This window comes from Ohtaekwangia kribbensis (genome assembly GCF_042676245.1).
GTDB lineage: Bacteria > Bacteroidota > Bacteroidia > Cytophagales > Cyclobacteriaceae > Ohtaekwangia > Ohtaekwangia kribbensis.
Window position 1 is genome coordinate 324,920 of the sequence record NZ_JBHTKA010000008.1, and the last position, 20,232, is coordinate 345,151.

Genomic DNA, 20,232 nt, shown 5'->3' on the forward strand with positions numbered 1-20,232 from the left:
AGATTTCAGGCTTTTTTTGTTATGTAGCGGGGACAAGACTCGAACTTGTGACCTTTGGGTTATGAGCCCAACGAGCTACCAACTGCTCCACCCCGCGATGTTGGTTTCGATTTGATTTTTATTGCTCTTTCCTCAAATCGTTTGCAAAAGTAGGTCGCTCACATTTAAAAAACAAGTTACCTTTGCAAAATCATTTATGGTATCATCATCTTTTAAAGCTGGCTTTGTAAGCATCGTTGGTAAACCCAACGTTGGCAAATCATCGCTCATGAATAAACTGATGGGCGAAAGTCTCTCTATTATCTCCGCGAAAGCACAGACAACGCGTCATCGCATCATGGGAATTTTGAATGGAGAAGATTTTCAGATAGTTTATTCTGATACTCCCGGCATTCTCGAACCAAAATACTCTTTACATGAAGCGATGATGAATTATGTAAAGGTGTCGCTCGAAGATGCCGATGCTATTTTACTGGTAGTTTCTTTAGAAGATACTTACGAGCAAGAGTTGTTTGAAAGGTTTCAGAGAATCAATACACCTGTGTTTCTGGTGATCAACAAAATCGATCTTGCCAAAGGAACGCAGGTAGAAGATAAAGTAGCTTACTGGAAAAATGCCATTGCAAATATTCGTGACGTTGTAACGGTATCTGCCAAGACCGGTGCGAACGTAAGCGAACTTCTTCCGCGTCTTTTAGCGTTTATGCCCCAGCATCCTCCGTATTTCCCTCAGGATGAATATACCGACCGCACGGAGCGCTTCTTCGCATCTGAAATTATTCGTGAAAAAATATTTCTGAACTACGAGCAGGAAATACCTTATAGTACAGAAGTGGTGATCAATGCTTTTAAAGAAGAAGAAACCATCATTCGCATCAGCGCTACTATTTATGTAGAGCGTAACTCACAAAAAGGTATACTGATTGGTAAGGGCGGAAGCTCATTAAAAAAAGTAGGCATGGAGGCTCGCCAGGATATGGAAGCTTTCTTCGCCAAGAAAATTTTCCTGGAAACTCATGTAAAAGTCGCGGATAACTGGAGAAAAGAAAAATTCAAACTCCGGCAATTCGGTTACCTGGAATAGAAGCTATATATCCGAAGCAGTTAATGCGCGACCCAAAGTATAAATCGTAATAATCGACAATTGTAAAAATCGAAATGGCAAATATTGTAGCTATAGTAGGAAGACCGAATGTTGGGAAGTCAACGTTCTTTAATCGACTCATTGAAAAACGTCAGGCGATCATGGATAATGAACCTGGTGTTACACGCGACCGCCACTATGGCTATGCCGAATGGTGCGGAAAGTTCTTTACGGTAATTGATACCGGTGGATACGCTACCGGCTCTGATGATAAGTTTGAAGCCGAGATACGAAAGCAGGTAAAGCTGGCAATTGATGAAGCCTCAGCCATTATATTCATGGTAGATTGCCGCGATGGCGTTACCGGCTTTGATAAAGAATTCGCCAATGTTCTGCGCACTTCGAAGAAGCCGATCTTTATTGGTGCCAACAAAGCCGATACACCTGATAAAACGTTGCTGGCAACGGAGTTTTATGAACTGGGTATGGAAGCAGAGATATACCCTATATCTGCCGAGAACGGCAGCGGTACCGGTGAACTTCTGGATGATCTTATTAAAACCTTTCCGAGTGAAGGTGTTGAAGATCCGGATGCAGGTATACCTCGCATTGCTATTGTGGGGCGGCCAAATGTTGGTAAATCATCTCTGTTGAATGCGTTGTTGGGAACGGAACGAAGTATAGTAACCGATGAAGCTGGCACAACACGCGATGCCATTCACTCTTACTATAAAATGTATGGACAGAACTTTATACTCATCGACACGGCTGGTGTTCGAAAGAAAGGCAAAGTAAAAGACGATATAGAGTTCTATTCAGTGCTTCGTTCATTGCGTGCGCTGGAAGAAAGCGATGTATGTATTGTAGTGATCGATGCCGAGCGCGGTATGGAATCGCAGGATGTTAACCTCATCAGTCTTGCGCAGCGCCAAGGTAAGGGCATGATCATTATGGTGAACAAGTGGGATCTTATTGAAAAGGACTCCAAGACGGCAGACAAGTTCAAGAAAGATATACTCGAGAAGCTGGCTCCGATAGACTATATACCGATGGTGTTTGCTTCCGTACTGAACAAGCAACGTATCTTCCAGGTTATTGAAAAGGCAGTGGAAGTATTTGGGAACAAGACCAAGAAAGTTCCAACGTCAAAGCTGAACGAAGTGATGCTGCGGGAGATTGAACGCTACCCACCACCATCAACCAAAGGTAAACTTATACAGATAAAGTATATCACACAGGTAAATGCACGGTTTCCATCGTTTGCGTTCTTCTGTAACCTGCCACAGTATATTACAGAGTCGTATCAACGCTTTCTGGAAAACAAGATGCGCGAGCACTTTGACTTTGAAGGCGTGCCGGTAAGGCTGATATTCCGTAAAAAATAGACTGTTTTTAAATAAATTTTATTACCCGCTTGATACCGTGTGCTATAATCGTACTATATTTGCGGTAAATTTTTTAAAACCTGTAAACTATGAAAAAAATTATCGCATTGTTAGCTGTTTGTGGCTTTGCTTTTGCATTCGCTGCTTGTGGCAAGAAAGCAGAACCTGCTGCTGAAACTGTAGATACTACAGCTGTTGAAGCTCCGGCTCCAGTTGCAGCTGATACTACTGCTACTGACACAACTGCTACTGACACAACAGCAGCACCTGCACACTAATCAATTTTAAATTGATTTCTGGAAGGCTTTAGAGAAACTAAAGCCTTTTTTGTTTTTATATGAGGTCTGATAAAGTTATTCACATACTACAGGCACATACTCCTGCCCCTGCCGTTAGCTACTGCTTCGACTTGTGGAAGGAAAGTCCTTTTGAACTGAAGCTTACCAAAAGCCGCCAGACGAAGGTTGGTGATTTTACCAGCAAGAGAACCAAGGCTCATCCACGCATTACACTTAATCACGATCTTAATCCTTATCTGTTCTTAATGACGTATATCCATGAGGTTGCACACCTGCGGGTATATCTGCAATATGGCGCCCGTGTTGATCCGCACGGTGACGAATGGAAGACTACATTTACCAATCTGATGGTTCCTTTACTTTGGGAAAATGTTTTTCCTGATGAAATCTTACATGAGCTGCGCAGGCACATGGTGAACCCCAAGGCCAGCTCGTTTGCTGACGCTACGTTAACGCAGGCTTTCCGAAAGTTTGACGCCAACGCGCATCAATATGCTATACTATCAGATATACCAGAGGGAAGTATCTTTAAATTGCAGGGACGTTATTTCAGGAAAGGTAAACTTCGCAGAACGCGCGTGCTGTGCCGTGAACTTCAATCCAAACGCGACTACCTGGTGCCGGTTGATGCACAGGTAACGGATGTTCAGTTCAGTCTTCTTTGAATAAAGCCGTTCACTACATCGTAGAATATAGAAGGCTTGAGTGTACGCCAGTTATCAACCTCTAATGTGCCACCCATGTTGATATACTGATCGAGATGATACTTCTGTAACTCGCGTTGTACAAACTCCGGGAAGTTTACAGCAGCGATCCAGCCATCTTCCACTTCCTCATACCATTCTTCATAATAGCTATCGTCCGATCCGTGAAAGTTGAGAATGTTCTCACCAATAAGTATAAACTTGTTGATACCTTCATTCATCATAAGTTCCAACACGTTTCGTTTCAGCGTCATGATGTCGTTGTTAAGCGTATCATTCCATTCGCCTATAAGCTCAATGATAGCATAGCCTGTATCATAGTCAACATAAAGAACCTTGAGGTATAATGTTTCGGAACCGAAGTTGTCCCAGGCAGGATCTATATAGTATCCGTATATAGTTTCCGAGTAAACATCGTGATTATATTCTTTGCCATAAAAAGGCGAGCGATCATCTTCCGATGAATCATAATACTTCTGCCAGTTATAGTATGGTTCTATTTCATGCACAGTACCTGTATCGTTAATCTATCACCTTCAGGAAAAAACTGTACCGGCTAAGAATGAAGCCTGCGTTACTTTCTAAAACTATCAACCGCTTTTCTTACCGAGCCGTGTTGCTTCAGTAATTTCTCGGCTTCGGCCTGTGGTATCCGGAGTTCATCCATGATCATCCGGGTACCACGGTCAACAAGTTTATTATTAGTAAGCTGCATGTCAACCATCTTGTTGCCTTTAACATGCCCCAGTTTGATCATAACGGTGGTTGAAATCATGTTGAGCACAAGCTTCTGCGCAGTACCCGACTTCATGCGTGTGCTGCCGGTAACAAACTCAGGGCCTACTACAACTTCTACCGGGTAATCAGCCTGCTTCGCTACTTCAGTGTTTGCATTACATACTACACAACCTGTAACTACTCCGTTGGCGCGAGCCTCTTTCAACCCGCCTATTACATACGGTGTTCTTCCGGATGCAGCTATACCGATAAGAACGTCCTGCTGATTGATAAGATGTTCTTCCAGATCTTTCCAAGCCTGCTGAGCATCATCTTCAGCATACTCTACAGCTTTGCGTATAGCTTTGTCGCCACCGGCAATGAGGCCTATAACTTTTCCGTGCGGTAGCCCATACGTTGGCGGAATCTCGGAAGCGTCAACAACACCGAGACGCCCGCTGGTACCAGCGCCTATATAAAACAAGCGACCACCGCCTCTCATCTTCTCTACAATAATATTTACAATCGCTTCGATCTGCGGAATAGCTTTTTCGATCGCGAGCGGAACTGTCTTATCTTCCTTATTGATGTTTACCAACAGTTCCTGCACGCTCATCTTTTCCAGATGATCGTAGTGTGAAGATGATTCTGTCGTTGTCACTTAGTTCGAATCTTTCTGATGGTATAGTGTCAATCCTGCAATCGGACCTTCCAGAATATTCTTTACGGTAATGCCTTTATCATTGGCAACCTGCCGTAATATATCACTGAAGTAAAACGCTATCGAACCTGTAAAATGCACTTTCAGATTTTGATAGTTATCATACTTCATAACGTTGTTCTCATAGAACTCTTCGAAGCTGCTATAGATAAGGTTATAGCAATACGGATCTTTCAGATGCTGGAAGATGAAACGTGTAAAGCTCGCGAGGAAAGCGCTCGGACGCTCTTGCTGGTATATCTTTTCAAGAAACTCTTCGCGTGAAAGCGGGAAGCGTTCCTGGAATTGTTTCGCTACAGAATCCGGCATTTTCTTGCGCAGATAGTCTACCAGGAATTTCTTCCCGATGTTAGCACCAGATCCTTCATCGGCCAGAATCCAGCCGAGGTTTGCTACGTTGTCAGTAATTTTCTTTCCATCGTACAGGCACGAGTTGGAGCCTGTACCCATGATACATGCTATACCGGGCTCATGACCACACAGGGCACGCGCAGCCGCAAGTAAATCCCAACCTATTTCGATTTGTGCCTCCGGAAAAAATTCCAGGAATGCACTCTTGATGGTAAGTTGATTTTTAACAGAAGATACACCGGCACCATAGAAGAAAATCTTGTTTACCTGATCGTGAATCTGAGGCAACAAAATTTCCTGAACATTCTTTTTCAAATCTTCAATGGGCTGATAGTATGGATTAAATCCCGGAGCACTGGCTTGGCCAATTGTTCCATCTTTCTGGATAAGCCTCCAATCCGTTTTGGAGCCTCCGCTGTCTGCTATAAGAATCATCTTTATTAGTGCCGCTGATTAGCGCGAATTTAACTGTTTATGAACGGTTATAATAATTTCAGTAATGGCAAAACTAAGACAGTAATTAACAACTTAAAACAACTTCATAAAGTGTGTCCGTGTGTCGGTGTAAATTTTTAATTCTTTCAATGAGCCAGCCTCCCGATTATCGTAAATTTATCAAAAACCTTCTCTGTGTGTGGTGCATCTTTCAGCTCATCCGTCAGATCTTGTCCGGCCCAATGTTCGTAATGTTTACCATCACGCCACAATCTTGATTTGGAAACGTCATAGATAAAACCCAGGTATGCAACCCATATCTCCGGTTTATCTTGTCCGTTTCGTAATGCCAGTTGGGCACGGGTATAGCTCGGTAATTGTTTATCACTCACGGATTCCAAAAGTTTTTCATTTGCCTAACAATAGTAACGGGAACGTATGATATTCTCACCATGAAAACTGAGTTAATATTTACCCCGGCATTTAACCGTTCATAAAATTTCACGGCATAACGGTATAGATTACAACATTGGCATATAGTATACATGAGCGTTCTGTTATAGCACGCTTTTTCGCTATAGCGGTATTGCATCGATTACGAGAAAACAGACCTTTCGCACGTCCGGAAATATAACCATGTGAACATCGCGTTCATCACAAGCCTTGTTTGCAGCCGCGCTAAAAATCAATATCTTTTCAAGACCTTAAAGATATATTAATCCACTCTTAACCTATGCGTTCATATACTCTTCTATTCGCGCTGATTACGCTTATACTGATATCAGCCTGCAGTAAAAAAGATGAAACGGCCCGCCACGATGAAGCCCTTCACAAAACTGCCGACTCACTGGCCCAGGTCTACATCATTACCGATGGCCACGTAGATTTACCTTACCGACTGAAAGTAAAAAACTTCAGACTTGATCGTGAGTACCTCGGCATACCTGTTGAAACAAAAGAAGGCGACTTCGATTTTGTGCGTGCCCGCAAAGGCGGACTTGATGCTCCGTTCATGTCAATCTATATACCTTCCAAGTATCAATTGACAAAAGACAACGGCAAGCAGCTGGCTGATTCGCTCATCAACATGATTCGCTTTATAGCGGATTCAATCCCCGATAAATTTGCACTGGCAGGTTCGCCTGCCGATATCATCGCCAACTCCAAACTGGGCAAGATATCTTTACCCATGGGCATGGAGAACGGTGCCCCGATTGGCAACGACCTGGCAAATGTAAAATACTTTTATGATCGTGGCATTCGCTACGTTACGTTAACACATGGTAAAGACAACCAGATCTGCGATTCTTCATACGATACACTCAACACCTGGAATGGTTTGAGTCCATTCGGAGAAAAAGTTGTCGCTGAAATGAATCGCGTGGGTATAATGGTAGATATATCGCATGTGTCTGACAGTACATTTTATGATGTGATGAAGCTCACCAAAGTTCCGTGTATTGCTTCTCACTCCTCGTGCCGGTACTTTACTCCGGGCTTTCAGCGTAACATGAGTGACGACATGATCAAGGCTTTAGCCAAAAACGGTGGCGTGATCCAGATAAACTTTGGCGCTGCGTTCCTGGATTCAGTTGCACGCAAGAACGATGCACTGCGCGACTCACTCGAGGCGATCTTGCAAGAGAAGAAATTGACTTCCGCAGACTCGGCAGCACAACCCATCATCGATCAGTTTGCAAAAGAACATAAATCACTGTTCTCAGATGTTGAACGCGTAGCTGACCACATCGATCACGTAGTAAAACTGGCTGGCATTGATCACGTGGGTATTGGTTCTGATTACGATGGCGTAGGAGACAGCTTGCCTGTTGGATTGAAAGATGTATCGCAGTATCCCAACCTGATTTATGAGCTCCTGAAGCGCGGTTATTCTCCGGCAGATATCGAGAAGATCTGCAGTGGTAATGTGTTCCGCGTGTGGAACCAGGTTATTGCCGCAGCTGCACAGTAAATTATACCTGTCAGCAATATCATTCATGATGCACGGAAGCGTACATCATGAATGATGTTTGTACAGTTGTTTGAACCGAAATTTACCCTTTTAGAGAAATCACTGTCCCATATTGGTCGCGATCATTTTTTTGAAAGAAGACCGGTTACTTGTATAGTACCTTCCGGGACTTAATATCATTACTTTTGTTTCTCCAAAATCAACTTCTAATGAGAGTTCTCCTGGGATGTCTTCTCGCAGTGATCGGCATAACGAGTGCTCAGGCACAACATACCGCGACCACAAAATTTACTCTTCCCAAGAATATAACACGCAACGATTACCACGCTGGTAAAGTGATGGTGAAAGTAAAGAAGGAATATATATCGCTTTTCTCGAGTGATAATACTTCGCAGGCATCCGGGCGCAAGGCATCTATCGCGGGCTCTCTAAAGGTATCATCATTAGCTCCCAAGGGAAATGTTAAGAGCGCAACGGCCCGCGCACAGGCTTTTAAACCGGTTATCGATATCACGCAATACTTTGAGATAAGCTTTGATCCATCTCAACCTGTAGAGGACTATATCAACACACTATATGCGAGCGGCTATATAGAACTCGCAGAACCCGCCTACAAAGAGCGCATGCTCTATACACCGAATGATCCAGCTGTAACGAATCAATACTACCTCACCAAGATCAGAGCACTTGAGGCCTGGAATGTTACCAAAGGAGATGAAAACATTGTAATCGCGATCATTGACTCTGGTGTTGATATCGACCATCCGGACCTCGTGAGCAAACTATATATTAACCAGGAAGAAGCCAACGGCACTGCTGGCGTTGATGACGACAACAATGGTTTTATCGATGATATAAACGGCTGGGATTTTTCCGGAGCTGACACATTGAATGCATTAGACCCCAACTATAAAGGCGACAACAACCCTGCTATATTTAAAAGCGGTTCCGGTTTTACGCATGGTACACAAGTGGGAGGCTGTGCAGGGGCTGCCGCTGATAACGGAATTGGCTTGGCGGGTGTTGGCTTCAACACGAAACTGCTCTTTACAAAACATTATGCCGACAACCAGCGTACCAGCGATCGTAATTATAGCTCTGATCTATACCTCGGTGTGCTCTACGCTGCACGCAATGGTGCACGCATCATCAACTGTTCATGGGGAGGAGCGGCTCCAAGCCAGGTATACCAGGATCTCATTACGCACGTAACGAAAGACCTCGGCTGCCTCGTAGTTGCCGCAGCCGGAAATAGTAATTTAATTACTCCACTTTACCCGGCTTCGTACGACAACGTGCTGTCTGTGGCGGCTACGGATCAGAATGATATTCGCGGAAGCTTCTCAAACTATGGTCCTACAGTCGATCTGTGTGCACCGGGAGTGAGTATATATACTACCGTATACAACAATGGATATGGATCTCCGGGTGGCACTTCATTCTCATCACCGATAACAGCTGCTGCCGCTGCACTCGTCTGGTCACAACATCCGGAATATACGGCTGAGCAGGTGGCTGAACAGTTACGCGTGTCGGCTGATGCAAGTATATATGCCAAGAACCCTGGCTATATCAATTACCTTGGCAAAGGCAGACTTGACGTCATGCAGGCGCTTACACTAGAGTCTCCTTCCATACGTGCATCTAATTATAGATTACTGAATGAAGATGGTCTTGAAGCTGCACCGGGCGAAAATGCCAGATTAATATTTGATTTCACCAACTACCTTAAAACTTCTTCTTCCGGACTCGAGATATCGATCTCATCGACATCGGCACACATCACCATAACAAAAGATAAAATAAATCCCGGAGCGATAGCAGGCGGGGCAACTATCAACAACACACTTACACCTTTTGAATTAACCCTAAGCCCAGGCGTTCCGGCCAATACCAAAGTAGATATACTGCTCACGTATACCGATGGAGCGTACCAGGACTACCAGGTTCTATCATTGATACCGAATCCTACCTATATGAGTATTGATGATAACAGGATCACGACCACTATATCTTCTTCCGGAAGACTGGCGTATGAAGACACCCAGAATTCTGAGATGGGAAATGGCTTTGTATACAACGGCAAATCGTTTGTATTTGAATTAGGACTCATCATGGGTAATTCCTCTTCTACGATACTGAACACGGTACGCAATGGAAGTGGCGGATACGATCAGGATTTTACAGGTTTGACACGGATAAAAGAAATTATGCCGGGAGAGCGATCATTCGCGGAAGTATTCGGAAACTTTTCAAACTCCACAGTACCGGAAGAACAAAAAGTAAAAGTATCATATCGCACATTGGTATGGCAAGACGAACCGTACGACAAGTTTGTGATTGTAGAGTATAAAATAAAAAACACGCAGGCCAGTGCACTGAGTGATTTTTACTTTGGCATGTTTGCCGACTGGGATGTAAGTATGAACGGTGTATACGATGCTGCCCAATGGGATGCCGCTACACGCCTCGGCTATGTTTACCAGAAAGCTTCTACAGAATTACCGCAGGCCGGTATACAACTTCTTACCGGCAGCGAAAATTATTACGCGATCGACAATCATCCATCCATAGCGGGAGCATCTTCTTTTGGTTTGTACGATGGCTTTACGGATGCCGAGAAATATACCGCTATATCTTCAACACGAAGCCAGGCAGGGACGGGTGGTTCCGGTAATGATGTGAGTCACGTTGTTTCAGCTGGTCCGTTCAACATCAATGCAGGTGATGAGGTAACAGTTGCTTTCGCGCTGCACGCAGCGGATAATTTTAATGACCTGGTAACATCAGCGAAGTATGCAGACTCCGTATATAATTATACTTTAAAAGCTCCGCTTCCTTTGGTTGATACACTGGAGACTTGCTACGGGTCGAATACAGTGGTTAAAGCAACAGGCGCTACGAAGTATCACTGGTATAAGGATTTTACCGGAGGAGAGCCGATTGGAGAAGGTTCGCAGATAACTATTTCAGGTATTAAGAGAGATACCACGCTATATGTAGCGAACGCATCCAAATCGTATGAGAGTCTTCGCGTGCCGGCACACGTTATGGTACATGCACAGCCTACCATTACGGCATCACGATCTACTACGCTTTGCAGTGGAGACTCTGTTATACTCTCGGTTGAGACAGCGAGCGAATATGCGTGGAGCAGTGGTGAGATAACGCAATCCATCAAAGTGGGTAAGGCCGGTAACTATAGTGTGATGATGAAGTACGAAGATGAAGTTCTGAATTGTGTTTCTACTTCCAACGAAGTTACGGTGAATGTTCTTCCGCGACCGGAAGCATTGTTCTCCATTACCTTAACATCAGGAGATTTTATAGTTGGCGACTCGGTTGAGTTCACCAACATCAGTTCAGACGCGAAAGATATATTCTGGGATTTTGGTGATGGCGCCACCAGCATCAAGCTTAATCCGAAGCACGCCTACGATTCGAGCAGCATTTATGAAGTTTCCCTCACCGTTACCGCTGAAAACGGATGCCAGGATATATATGTAAAAGAAGTTTCGGTAGTTACCAGCGTTGAGGAAACCCTGAGTCGCTTTGTAAAAGTATATCCTGTACCCACGGTACAAAATGAAGTGACCGTTTTTATCGATGGACTAAAGGCAAAAGATATTCAACTCTCCGTTATCACAACGGAAGGGCTACACCTCTACGATCAGCAGTTCAAAAATATAGATGAAGAATTTTCGCATACCATTGGCACGTCTAACTATGCGGCCGGTATATATTTCCTGGCAGCACGCATTGACGGCCGACTGGTGATGAAGAAATTCTCGGTTTCGAAATAAAACTATACATAATTAAAAAGGGAATGGCGTTGCGAAAGCATTGCCATTCCCTTTTTAATTTTCTATTACGTGTACTCTTAGTCTTCCAGGAAGCTGCCCAGGAGTGAACTGCCTTCTTTTCCACTGTTTCGTCCGTATGGAGCAAGTGCCTGCACCAGTTTACGAATCGGCATAGACTGCAGCCATACTTTACCTGTACCCTGCAGAGTTGCCAGAAATATACCTTCACCACCGAACACCATAGAGCGGAGGCTTCCGGATGTCTGTACATCAAAATGTATTTGAGACTCGAATGCTACCACGCAACCCGTATCTACGCGAAGTGTCTCATTGTTAAGCGTGCGTTCTATAACAGTACCACCCGCATGAACGAAAGCTTTACCATCGCCCTGCAGTTTCTGAAGAATAAACCCTTCGCCACCAACAAGACCTGAACCGAGCTTGCGATTAAACGTGATGGATACTTTGGTACCGAATGCCGCACAAAGAAATCCATCTTTCTGTACGATGAGTTCGTGCCCCGGACTTTGAGACAGATCAACCGGGATAACAGTGCCTGGATATGGCGCGGAGAAACCAACCTTTGCTCTTCTGCCGCCACGGTTTGTAAAGTGCGTCATGAAGAGAGACTCACCGGTAAGAATGCGCGAACCTGCCGATAAGAGTTTATCAAACAAACCTTGTTTGGGGTTTGCACCATCGCCCATCTTTGCTTCGAAGGTTATACCATCTTCCATATATAGCATGGCACCTGCTTCGGCAATGACGGTTTCGTTGGGGTCTAATTCCACTTCAACGATTTGAATACTTTCTCCTTTAATCTGATAGTCGATTTCGTGTGATGAAGCCATGAATTTATTTTTTATAGTACTTAAATACGGGATATTCCACCAACTTGTTGTTCGTACCGGCAGTACTTAATGCTTCATCAAAGAAATTCCAGGTTACGAGACCATCATCCGACTGTGGTTCAAGCATATAAAAAATAAGATTGGCCAGTGGCTGATCCAGCGCAACTATATAATCTCCTTTTTTGAATTTGCGTGTGCCCGCACTGAATTTACCTTCAGCAGCAGCCATAAAATGACCTTCAAACTTGCGCTCTGATTTTTTCAGTTTTTCAACACTGAATATTTCCCCGGTATACGACTGACCTTTCTGCAACTGCTCTACTTTTACACCCAGCTTCTGCAGGTGCAATGCTATATTTTTAAATGCAGCCGGAATGATATAGCCACTCGGCAGTGTACTCTCTGTAACGGCATCAAACTGTCCGTAGTAATTAACATCGTTAAACTTTACAATGTTACCGGTGCGAAGCCAGCTTGTTGTTCCGTCCTCTTTCTTATACCCTGTGTAATCGTATGTTAAAAAATTCTGAAGCTTTTCTTTCGATACCATTTTGAAGCGTACGCCCTTCTTTGCTTTACCGGCTTGCTCGCGTACCAGACGTATAGCATCGTCTTCCGCTTTTTTATTGATCTGCAAAATTTCTGCTCCGTGGCTATGGGTATAATTCAGTATCTCCACCACAAAAGCCCGTGTAGAGTTTATTCGCTGATAAAATCTTTCATGGGCAAACGCTTCGCTAAGTATAGCCATACGGTTGCGCAGGCTGAATTGATTGATCAGGTAACGCGGATGATGATTATAGGTATAAAAATTCTTTACGGGCCATCCCTCTTGCACACTATAATCGCCATAAGGACCGAGGTATAAACCATACTTTTCCTGAACCGTTTTGGTAATAGCCGGCAACATGGTGTTGTTGGTATAGTTATAGGTTGCAAATTCACCTGCATAGTGATAGCTCGGTGCCCATGTGAGCGAGTACGCGTGCCACGTTCCGTTGGTCGTGTGCAGGTCTACAAAGACCTGAGGATCCCATGGCGTAATAATGTTGGTAAAGAGTTGTTGTGTCTCAACCGCTTCGTGTTTTATACCATCGCGGTTCAGATCAAGGCCCTGGCTGTTTTCGCGAATACCAACTTCCAGCGGACTATCTTCCTGCGAAGGACGTCTTCCTTTTTCCATCTTGTCGTTGCTGTCGGTATTGTAAATGGGAGCAAAGAGTAAAATCTGGTTGTCGAGCAGGTAATTTTTATCACCGAGCAGAATATCACGCATCAGCATCATCAGCGTTTCTTTACCTTCAACTTCGCCAGCATGTATATTTCCCTGTATATATACCACCAGCTTGCCCGACTTATGCGCCTCCTCCGCAGTAGCTATACCTGTCTTCGAAAGAATGGCCACCGGAATATCTTTTCCTTCCTGACTTTTACCCATGGAGATAACTTTAACTTGCTTGCTGAGTTTTTGTATAGCATCCAGAAAGTCGATCACCTCTTTATGCGTGGAGGTTTTTACAAAGTTGGATTTTTCAGGAGTGATAATGAGTGCTTCCGGCCAGATGTTTTGTTGTGCATAAACAAAATAAGACGATAGAAGCAGGAGCAGGATAAAGCGTTTCTTCATGGGTATAATGTATATATACCACAATATCAGAAAACTTGGGCGAACGCTAAAAACAGTTTGTGATGGAAGGAGTGACTTCCACTATTATTTCTTTCAAGGGATACAAAGCAGGCTGAAGTTTATTTCTTCTTTTTGCCCTTCTTCATATCATCATAATCATCGCGCTCGGCTAATTTTTTATCATCAACATTTTTATCGAGAAAGTCGTTGATCTTCTCAATGTTCATGCTTGACTTTATTTCACCAAACTGATCGATGGTTATATCCAATCCCTGAAGCTCTTTATGCACACGCGGCTTTGGTGTGTTGGCGGGTTTCTTTTCTTTCTTTGACATAGTGTGAAGCTTTAAAAAGCTGCTGGCTTCAGGTTGCTGGTTACTGGAGGAAATACCAGTGGCCAGTAGCTTTCAGCCAGTAGCCTTGTAGTTATATACTACGCAACCTTCACCTTAATGGTTTGGAGTGCGTATTCTATTCTGTTAACGACTTCATCTTTACCGATAATTTCCATGATCATCATCAGGTCAGGACCTCCACCGGCACCTGTAATGGATACGCGCAGTGCCTGCAGAATTTTACCAGTACCGATTCCCAGGTTTGCTGTAACCTGTTCTAATGTAGTCTTTGCAATAGTGGCATCAAAATCTGGCAATGCGGCTACAGCATCTTTATAGGCTGTGAGAACTTTTACAGCATCATCGTTCCATTTTTTACTCACTACATTTTCATCGAAGGCTTTCGGTGCGTGGAAAAAGAATTTTCCCTGCTCCCAGAAATCTTTCGGAAATGTAACACGCTCGCGCATCACTGCAGCAATTTTCAAAGCCTTGTCTTGTGTGCAAGCTATACCTTCATTCTTCAGTGCATCCAGCAGGTAGCTCGCCAATTCTTCGTCAGACTTGGCACGCAGGTATTGCTGGTTGAACCACTGTGCTTTAAGAATGTCAAATTTTGTTCCCGCTTTACCAATACGCTCAATAGAGAATGTTTTGATGAGTTCATCCATCGAGAACAACTCTTGCGTGGTGCCCGGGTTCCATCCTAAAAATGCCAGGAAGTTTATCAAAGCTTCCGGTAAATACCCGGCTTCTTTATACCCAACTGCAACATCTCCGGTAGCAGGATCTTTCCAGGTAAGCGGGAAGATCGGGAAGCCGAGTTGATCTGCATCGCGTTTGCTTAATTTACCATTGCCATCCGGCTTCAAAAGCAACGGCAAGTGTGCAAACTGCGGCATCTCATTCTCCCAGCCTAAAAATTTATAGAGCAGCACGTGCAGCGGTGCAGAAGGCAACCACTCTTCACCACGAATTACGTGCGATATCTTCATCAGGTAATCGTCCACAACATTCGCCAGGTGATATGTTGGCAGACCATCGCTCTTCATCAAAACCTTGTCATCAATCTGCGATGAGTGTACCATTACCCAACCGCGTATCAAATCATTCAACCGTATCTCTTCCTTGCGCGGAACTTTTAAACGAATTACATGCGGCACTTTATCTTCCAGCAACTTCTTCACTTCATCTTCTGAAAGTGTAAGGGAGTTACGCATTTGTGTGCGTGTAATGCTGTTGTATTGTGGCGTAGGTACTCCGGCAAGTTTCAGGCGCTCACGCATGGCTTCAAGTTCCTGCTCGGTATCAAAAGCATAGTATGCATGGCCGGCATCAATCAACTGCTTGGCGTATTGCATATATATAGCCGTTCGTTCTGACTGACGGTAAGGAGCATGCGGGCCGCCAACACCAACACCTTCATCGATCTTGATGCCTACCCATTCCAACGACTTCTGTATATATTCTTCTGCTCCGGGTACGAAGCGATTCTGGTCTGTATCTTCTACACGGAGTATCATAGTACCGTTGTGCTGCCGTGCCAGCAGGTAATTATAGAGGGCCGTTCTTACACCACCAATATGCAGTGCACCTGTGGGACTGGGTGCAAATCGTACGCGTACATCTCTCATCGCTCAAATCAAAATTAGGACTGCAAAGGTAAGAAAGGAGGGGCGATTTGCGAGAGATACTCTTCGAATTTACAGTATGCGGAGAATGAAGTTTGTACGCTTAATTCATTCTCCGCGTGGCATTAAAATTTACTTCACCGCGATGCAGGATATTTCTACATTAACATCTTTCGGCAGGCGACTTACTTCAACCGTTTCGCGTGCCGGAGGATTGATTTTAAAGTATTCGCCATAAATAGCATTTACTTTTGGAAAGTTGTTCATGTCTTTAAGGAAGATCGAGCTCTTTACCACGTTCGAAAAATCGAAGCCGGCAGCCTTCAGTATTTTTTCGAGATTAACCATTACCTGCCGTGTTTCTGATTCGATATCAGAGCTGATAATGTTACCGGAGCTTCTTTCAATGGCGATCTGCCCGCTGATGAAAAGCATGTTGCCGGCCTGGATTGCCTGGCTATACGGACCAATAGGTTCAGGAGCCTGATCAGAATAAACAACTGATTTTGACATGATTGTATAAGATTAAAATTTAATTTAGGGTTTGTCAAAAATAGTATCCGGTAACGGATTTACTTTCAATGCATGAATATTTTAATCATTGGTGAACAGGCACATTATCGCGAAAGCCTTCTGAAGTTTGGCGACAGCCATCAATATTCAGTAGTAGGTGAACATCGCGATGCCGAAAAATTTCTGGAGAGTCACGACCTCGTGCTCGACTTTATTATTGACGAAGAGCCCACCAAGTTTGAAATCTATGTAGACAACACGGCTACTGCATTGCTGAACACGTGCAAGATCAGTCTCGGAGAATTAGCATTCATGACAGGCGACAGCTTAAGAAGCCGCATCTTTGGCTTTAACGGTTTGCCTACCTTTATCAATCGTCCGGTTCTTGAAGTAAGTCTCTGGCGACCTGATGATGAAACTGTTCTTAAAAAGATATGCGCGGCACTAAACACCGAATTCCTGGTGGTGGATGATCGTGTAGGATTAGTTACCCCTCGTGTTGTGAGCATGATCATCAACGAAGCATACTATACCGTGATGGAAGGAACCGCCACACGTGGAGATATAGATATGGCCATGAAACTCGGCACGAATTATCCATATGGACCTTTTGAGTGGTGCCAGCGCATCGGCATCAAACATATATATGAATTGCTGGAAGCGCTTTATGAAGATACGAAAGACGAGCGCTATAAAATCTGCCCGATGCTCAAGAAAGAATATCTTCGGCAATAGCCTAAAAGGTCAAAGCCACGAACGTTCAGTTTTACTTTCGGTCCTTCTTTCTTTTATCTTAATTATCATCCCGAAAACGTTTTCGAAAAGAAAATTTGTAATATATAGCACCACTCCGCCCGCCAAAGCACTATTTAATAACTTTGTCGGGTTTCTAAATTTTTATCATGGCGAACGAGTTCAACAAGACTGTTTCCACCCGGTACCACATGTACAACAGTCTTTTCCTTAACCTTCCCTATTCCGGTATTTATCGCACCGGTACGCTGTTGCCTCTGCTTCAGCAAGCCTGCGAAACAGGATACGAGAAGGGAAAGGACCCACGAACCATTATCAAAAAATTCTTCAGCGATTTTACTCCGCAGGCAACACGCGAAGAACAATTCAATTTACTCTTCAGCTTTACCCAATATGTAGAGCGACAAGTTGTATTGTTCGACTCAATTGAGGATGCAGCGTTCGATGAGATTAACGATCTGCACGGCAAGGGTACTGTCTCCGGACTATTACTGCGCGCTGCTGCCGAAGGACTTGAAGAAGAACTGAAAAAGAAAGTTGAAGACTTCAGTGTGCGCGTTGTATTAACAGCACACCCCACGCAGTTCTATCCGGGGAGCGTACTGGCTATTATTAACGACCTGGAACAAACCATTCGCGATAACAAACTCGATGAAATAAACCTGTTGTTACGCCAGCTTGGCAAGACTGCATTTATCAATAAAGAAAAACCAACACCATTTGATGAAGCGGTAAGCTTATGCTGGTTTCTGGAAAGTGTTTTCTATCCGGAGATTCCTGTGATCATCCAGAAGCTGATGACCGGCCTCAACATTAAACTGGAGGAATGGAAAAATTTCGACCTGCTAAAGATCGGTTTCTGGCCGGGTGGCGATCGTGATGGCAACCCGTTTGTAACGCATGAGATCACACTGAAGGTAGCACAACGTTTACAGGAGACTCTCTTGAAATGTTATCACCGTGATCTTCGCTTCTTAAAACGCAGACTTACTTTTAAAGGTGTAGATCATATTATAGGTCGTGCTGAAAGTAAAGTATATCCTATAGCGTACGGAGGCTTTGGTGAAATATACCATCACCCGGACGAACTGCTGAATGATCTTTTCGAAGCCCGCGATGTACTGATCAACGATCACCGTGGGTTATTCCTTGATCTGCTCGACAGCTTTATACTGAAAGTAAAAATATTCGGATTTTACTTTGCCAGTATGGATATACGCCAGGATAGCCGCAAGCATGCGTATGCCTGGGAAGCGTGTATTGAGAAGCTGCAGTCTAAAAACAAAAAACTGAAGAACTTCGATAAACTTACTGAACAGGAAAAGATCGATACACTTCTTTCGCTCAGCTTTAAACCTGCTTCACTAAAATTTGAAGATAGTTTTGTTACTGAATTGATCGAGAGTATAGATGTAATCGGACAAATTCAGGAACAAAACGGTGTGGAAGGATGCCATCGTTATGTGATCAGCAATTGTCAGTCTGCACTCGATGTGATCCGGGTATATCAATTGGCAAAATTGATTCTCGGTAAAGATGACGATCTTACACTCGATATTATACCTCTCTTCGAAACGATAGAAGATCTGTCCAATGCTCCGCATGTCATGAAAGCATTGTATAGTATACCGGCATACCGTGAGCACCTGAAACGCAGGGGTAACAAGCAAACCATTATGCTGGGCTTCTCAGATGGTACCAAAGATGGCGGCTACCTGCGCGCCAACTGGTCTATCTTCCAGGCAAAAGAAAATCTCACACGCATTGCACGTGAAGAAGGTTTTACAACCGTGTTCTTTGACGGGCGTGGCGGACCTCCTGCGCGTGGTGGTGGTAACACGCACGACTTCTATGCTTCATTAGGTGATACAATTGAAGATAAGGAAGTGCAGATTACTATTCAGGGACAAACCATCAGCTCTAACTTTGGCAAACCTGTTTCGTGTGGATATAACCTGGAGCAATTGCTTTCAGCCGGTATAGAAAATTCAGTCTTCAAAAATATAGACACCTTTGAAGCAAATGAAAAGGCGTTGATGGATCAGCTAGCGGAAGAAGGTCATAAGGCATACCTCGACCTGAAGCAGCATCCTAAATTTGTACCATATCTTGAAAAGATAACACCGCTTGCGTTCTTTGGTGACACCAACATTGGTTCGCGCCCGGTAAAACGCAGTTCGGGAAGTTTGAAATTTGAAGACTTACGTGCTATACCTTTTGTCAGCTCGTGGGCACAGATGAAACAAAATATACCCGGCTTCTACGGAGTAGGTACTGCTATACGCGAAATGAAGAGACAAGGCAAGATGCGCGAGCTGAAAGCATTGTTCAAGCAGTCGCTGTTTTTCCGTACGTTGTTAAGCAACAGTATGATGTCGCTTACGAAGTGTTACTATCCGGCAACAGCCTATCTTTCTAAAGACAAAGAGTTTGGCGAGTTCTGGAAGAAGATGTATGCCGAGTTTAAACTTTCGAAGGAGATGATTCTTGAAATTTCAGAACTTAAAGAATTGATGGATAACACACCGGTAAATCGCGATTCAGTAAAACTGCGCGAGCGCATTGTGTTGCCGCTCATTACCATTCAGCAGTTTGCCTTACAACAACTGCGCGAACCGGAGGATAAGGAAAAAGACAAAGCGTTCGAAAAGCAATATCGCAAGCTTGTGCTTCGCTGTATGTTCGGTATCATTAATGCCGCGCGTAACTCCGCTTAGTATTCAGATATATAGTATATGCAAAAAGCAAGGTCAGGGGCCTTGCTTTTTTTCTTGCGATCAATTCCGTTTTACTTGCTTTAGAGAATCGGCACTTGGAGTTTTCGGAGTATTGACGATAATCAATACCCTGATTTTGTCACTTATTATTTTGGTGATTACTTCTCTATTTTTTACAACATCCACAGACTCGATCACTACTCCGTCAATCGTGTTATTATACTCCTTAAGTTCCGACAAGCGATAAAATTTATTATTGAGCAATATCACGACACATGGACCGAAGGCTCAATCCTTTGCTGTTATCAAATTTTGATGGAGTTGCGTTGGGAAT

The 20,232-nt window shown here is 43.9% G+C and carries 17 protein-coding genes and 1 tRNA gene; 8 read left to right on the top strand and 10 right to left on the bottom strand.

Going from position 1 to position 20,232, the window contains the following annotated elements; all coding sequences use genetic code 11:
- Positions 1-24: 24 nt before the first annotated feature.
- Positions 25-97: transfer RNA gene (locus ACFQ21_RS22290), tRNA-Met, on the bottom strand.
- Between the two features lie 99 nt (positions 98-196).
- On the opposite strand from ACFQ21_RS22290, the gene era reads away from it, so the two are divergent.
- The 4 genes from era to ACFQ21_RS22310 all read left to right on the top strand — a co-directional run bounded on the left by era (position 197) and on the right by ACFQ21_RS22310 (position 3,433).
- Positions 197-1,084 (top strand): GTPase Era, encoded by an 888-nt coding sequence (gene era / locus ACFQ21_RS22295; RefSeq protein ID WP_377582824.1) that lies wholly within the window; start codon positions 197-199, stop codon positions 1,082-1,084.
- Positions 1,085-1,158: 74 nt separating this feature from the next.
- Positions 1,159-2,469, top strand: a complete 1,311-nt coding sequence (gene der, locus ACFQ21_RS22300; RefSeq protein WP_377582826.1) for a ribosome biogenesis GTPase Der — start codon at positions 1,159-1,161, stop codon at positions 2,467-2,469.
- 89 nt (positions 2,470-2,558) lie between these two features.
- A complete protein-coding gene (locus tag ACFQ21_RS22305; protein WP_377582828.1) occupies positions 2,559-2,747 on the top strand; it encodes a hypothetical protein in 189 nt (62 codons plus the stop codon).
- Positions 2,748-2,806: 59 nt separating this feature from the next.
- Positions 2,807-3,433, top strand: a complete 627-nt coding sequence (locus ACFQ21_RS22310; RefSeq protein WP_377582830.1) for a SprT-like domain-containing protein — start codon at positions 2,807-2,809, stop codon at positions 3,431-3,433.
- On the opposite strand, the gene ACFQ21_RS22315 is transcribed toward ACFQ21_RS22310, so the two are convergent.
- The 4 genes from ACFQ21_RS22315 to ACFQ21_RS22330 form a co-directional block, all read right to left on the bottom strand.
- The gene (locus ACFQ21_RS22315) at positions 3,415-3,981 is read right to left on the bottom strand and encodes a hypothetical protein (RefSeq protein WP_377582832.1); all 567 of its coding nucleotides are present in this window, start codon (positions 3,979-3,981) and stop codon (positions 3,415-3,417) included. The genes ACFQ21_RS22310 and ACFQ21_RS22315 overlap by 19 nt on opposite strands.
- A gap of 65 nt (positions 3,982-4,046) precedes the next feature.
- Positions 4,047-4,850 (bottom strand): N-acetylmuramic acid 6-phosphate etherase, encoded by an 804-nt coding sequence (gene murQ / locus ACFQ21_RS22320; RefSeq protein ID WP_377582834.1) that lies wholly within the window; start codon positions 4,848-4,850, stop codon positions 4,047-4,049.
- Complete coding sequence (locus ACFQ21_RS22325) at positions 4,851-5,696, bottom strand: N-acetylglucosamine kinase (RefSeq protein ID WP_377582836.1); 846 nt, start codon at positions 5,694-5,696, stop codon at positions 4,851-4,853.
- A 146-nt stretch (positions 5,697-5,842) separates the two neighbouring features.
- Positions 5,843-6,088, bottom strand: coding sequence for a cytochrome b5 domain-containing protein (locus ACFQ21_RS22330; RefSeq protein WP_377582838.1), 246 nt, complete (start codon positions 6,086-6,088; stop codon positions 5,843-5,845).
- Between the two features lie 341 nt (positions 6,089-6,429).
- Between ACFQ21_RS22330 and ACFQ21_RS22335 the strand changes: the two genes are divergently transcribed.
- The gene (locus ACFQ21_RS22335) at positions 6,430-7,668 is read left to right on the top strand and encodes a dipeptidase (protein ID WP_377582840.1); all 1,239 of its coding nucleotides are present in this window, start codon (positions 6,430-6,432) and stop codon (positions 7,666-7,668) included.
- Between the two features lie 209 nt (positions 7,669-7,877).
- Positions 7,878-11,471 carry a S8 family serine peptidase gene (locus ACFQ21_RS22340; RefSeq protein WP_377582842.1) on the top strand — a complete coding sequence of 1,198 codons (3,594 nt, stop codon included), beginning with the start codon at positions 7,878-7,880 and terminating at the stop codon, positions 11,469-11,471.
- Between the two features lie 77 nt (positions 11,472-11,548).
- Here the strand turns inward: ACFQ21_RS22340 and ACFQ21_RS22345 are convergent, their stop codons facing one another.
- The 5 genes from ACFQ21_RS22345 to ACFQ21_RS22365 form a co-directional block, all read right to left on the bottom strand.
- Entirely contained in the window at positions 11,549-12,322 is a 774-nt protein-coding gene (locus ACFQ21_RS22345; protein ID WP_377582844.1) for a TIGR00266 family protein, read from the bottom strand.
- 4 nt (positions 12,323-12,326) lie between these two features.
- Positions 12,327-13,949 (bottom strand): M14 family metallopeptidase, encoded by a 1,623-nt coding sequence (locus ACFQ21_RS22350; RefSeq protein WP_377582846.1) that lies wholly within the window; start codon positions 13,947-13,949, stop codon positions 12,327-12,329.
- A gap of 119 nt (positions 13,950-14,068) precedes the next feature.
- Positions 14,069-14,284 carry a hypothetical protein gene (locus ACFQ21_RS22355; protein WP_377582848.1) on the bottom strand — a complete coding sequence of 72 codons (216 nt, stop codon included), beginning with the start codon at positions 14,282-14,284 and terminating at the stop codon, positions 14,069-14,071.
- Positions 14,285-14,382: 98 nt separating this feature from the next.
- Positions 14,383-15,918, bottom strand: coding sequence for a glutamate--tRNA ligase (gltX, locus tag ACFQ21_RS22360; RefSeq protein ID WP_377582850.1), 1,536 nt, complete (start codon positions 15,916-15,918; stop codon positions 14,383-14,385).
- A gap of 129 nt (positions 15,919-16,047) precedes the next feature.
- Complete coding sequence (locus ACFQ21_RS22365; protein ID WP_377582852.1) at positions 16,048-16,428, bottom strand: RidA family protein; 381 nt, start codon at positions 16,426-16,428, stop codon at positions 16,048-16,050.
- 72 nt (positions 16,429-16,500) lie between these two features.
- Here ACFQ21_RS22365 and ACFQ21_RS22370 point away from each other — a divergent pair, with 72 nt between their 5' ends.
- Positions 16,501-17,163 (top strand): 3-hydroxyacyl-CoA dehydrogenase family protein, encoded by a 663-nt coding sequence (locus ACFQ21_RS22370; RefSeq protein ID WP_377582854.1) that lies wholly within the window; start codon positions 16,501-16,503, stop codon positions 17,161-17,163.
- A gap of 167 nt (positions 17,164-17,330) precedes the next feature.
- Complete coding sequence (locus ACFQ21_RS22375) at positions 17,331-19,898, top strand: phosphoenolpyruvate carboxylase (RefSeq protein ID WP_377582856.1); 2,568 nt, start codon at positions 17,331-17,333, stop codon at positions 19,896-19,898.
- Positions 19,899-20,232 lie beyond the last annotated feature (334 nt).

Excerpts from the sequence above, each read along its gene's own strand:
- era (WP_377582824.1), top strand. The coding sequence starts at position 197 with ATGGTATCATCATCTTTTAAAGCTGGCTTTGTAAGCATCGTTGGTAAA.
- ACFQ21_RS22310 (WP_377582830.1), top strand. The coding sequence starts at position 2,807 with ATGAGGTCTGATAAAGTTATTCACATACTACAGGCACATACTCCTGCC.
- gltX (WP_377582850.1), bottom strand. The coding sequence starts at position 15,918 with ATGAGAGATGTACGCGTACGATTTGCACCCAGTCCCACAGGTGCACTG.
- ACFQ21_RS22365 (WP_377582852.1), bottom strand. The coding sequence starts at position 16,428 with ATGTCAAAATCAGTTGTTTATTCTGATCAGGCTCCTGAACCTATTGGT.
- ACFQ21_RS22345 (WP_377582844.1), bottom strand. The coding sequence starts at position 12,322 with ATGGCTTCATCACACGAAATCGACTATCAGATTAAAGGAGAAAGTATT.
- ACFQ21_RS22335 (WP_377582840.1), top strand. The coding sequence starts at position 6,430 with ATGCGTTCATATACTCTTCTATTCGCGCTGATTACGCTTATACTGATA.
- ACFQ21_RS22355 (WP_377582848.1), bottom strand. The coding sequence starts at position 14,284 with ATGTCAAAGAAAGAAAAGAAACCCGCCAACACACCAAAGCCGCGTGTG.
- ACFQ21_RS22375 (WP_377582856.1), top strand. The coding sequence starts at position 17,331 with ATGGCGAACGAGTTCAACAAGACTGTTTCCACCCGGTACCACATGTAC.
- der (WP_377582826.1), top strand. The coding sequence starts at position 1,159 with ATGGCAAATATTGTAGCTATAGTAGGAAGACCGAATGTTGGGAAGTCA.
- ACFQ21_RS22370 (WP_377582854.1), top strand. The coding sequence starts at position 16,501 with ATGAATATTTTAATCATTGGTGAACAGGCACATTATCGCGAAAGCCTT.
- ACFQ21_RS22305 (WP_377582828.1), top strand. The coding sequence starts at position 2,559 with ATGAAAAAAATTATCGCATTGTTAGCTGTTTGTGGCTTTGCTTTTGCA.
- ACFQ21_RS22340 (WP_377582842.1), top strand. The coding sequence starts at position 7,878 with ATGAGAGTTCTCCTGGGATGTCTTCTCGCAGTGATCGGCATAACGAGT.
- ACFQ21_RS22325 (WP_377582836.1), bottom strand. The coding sequence starts at position 5,696 with ATGATTCTTATAGCAGACAGCGGAGGCTCCAAAACGGATTGGAGGCTT.
- ACFQ21_RS22350 (WP_377582846.1), bottom strand. The coding sequence starts at position 13,949 with ATGAAGAAACGCTTTATCCTGCTCCTGCTTCTATCGTCTTATTTTGTT.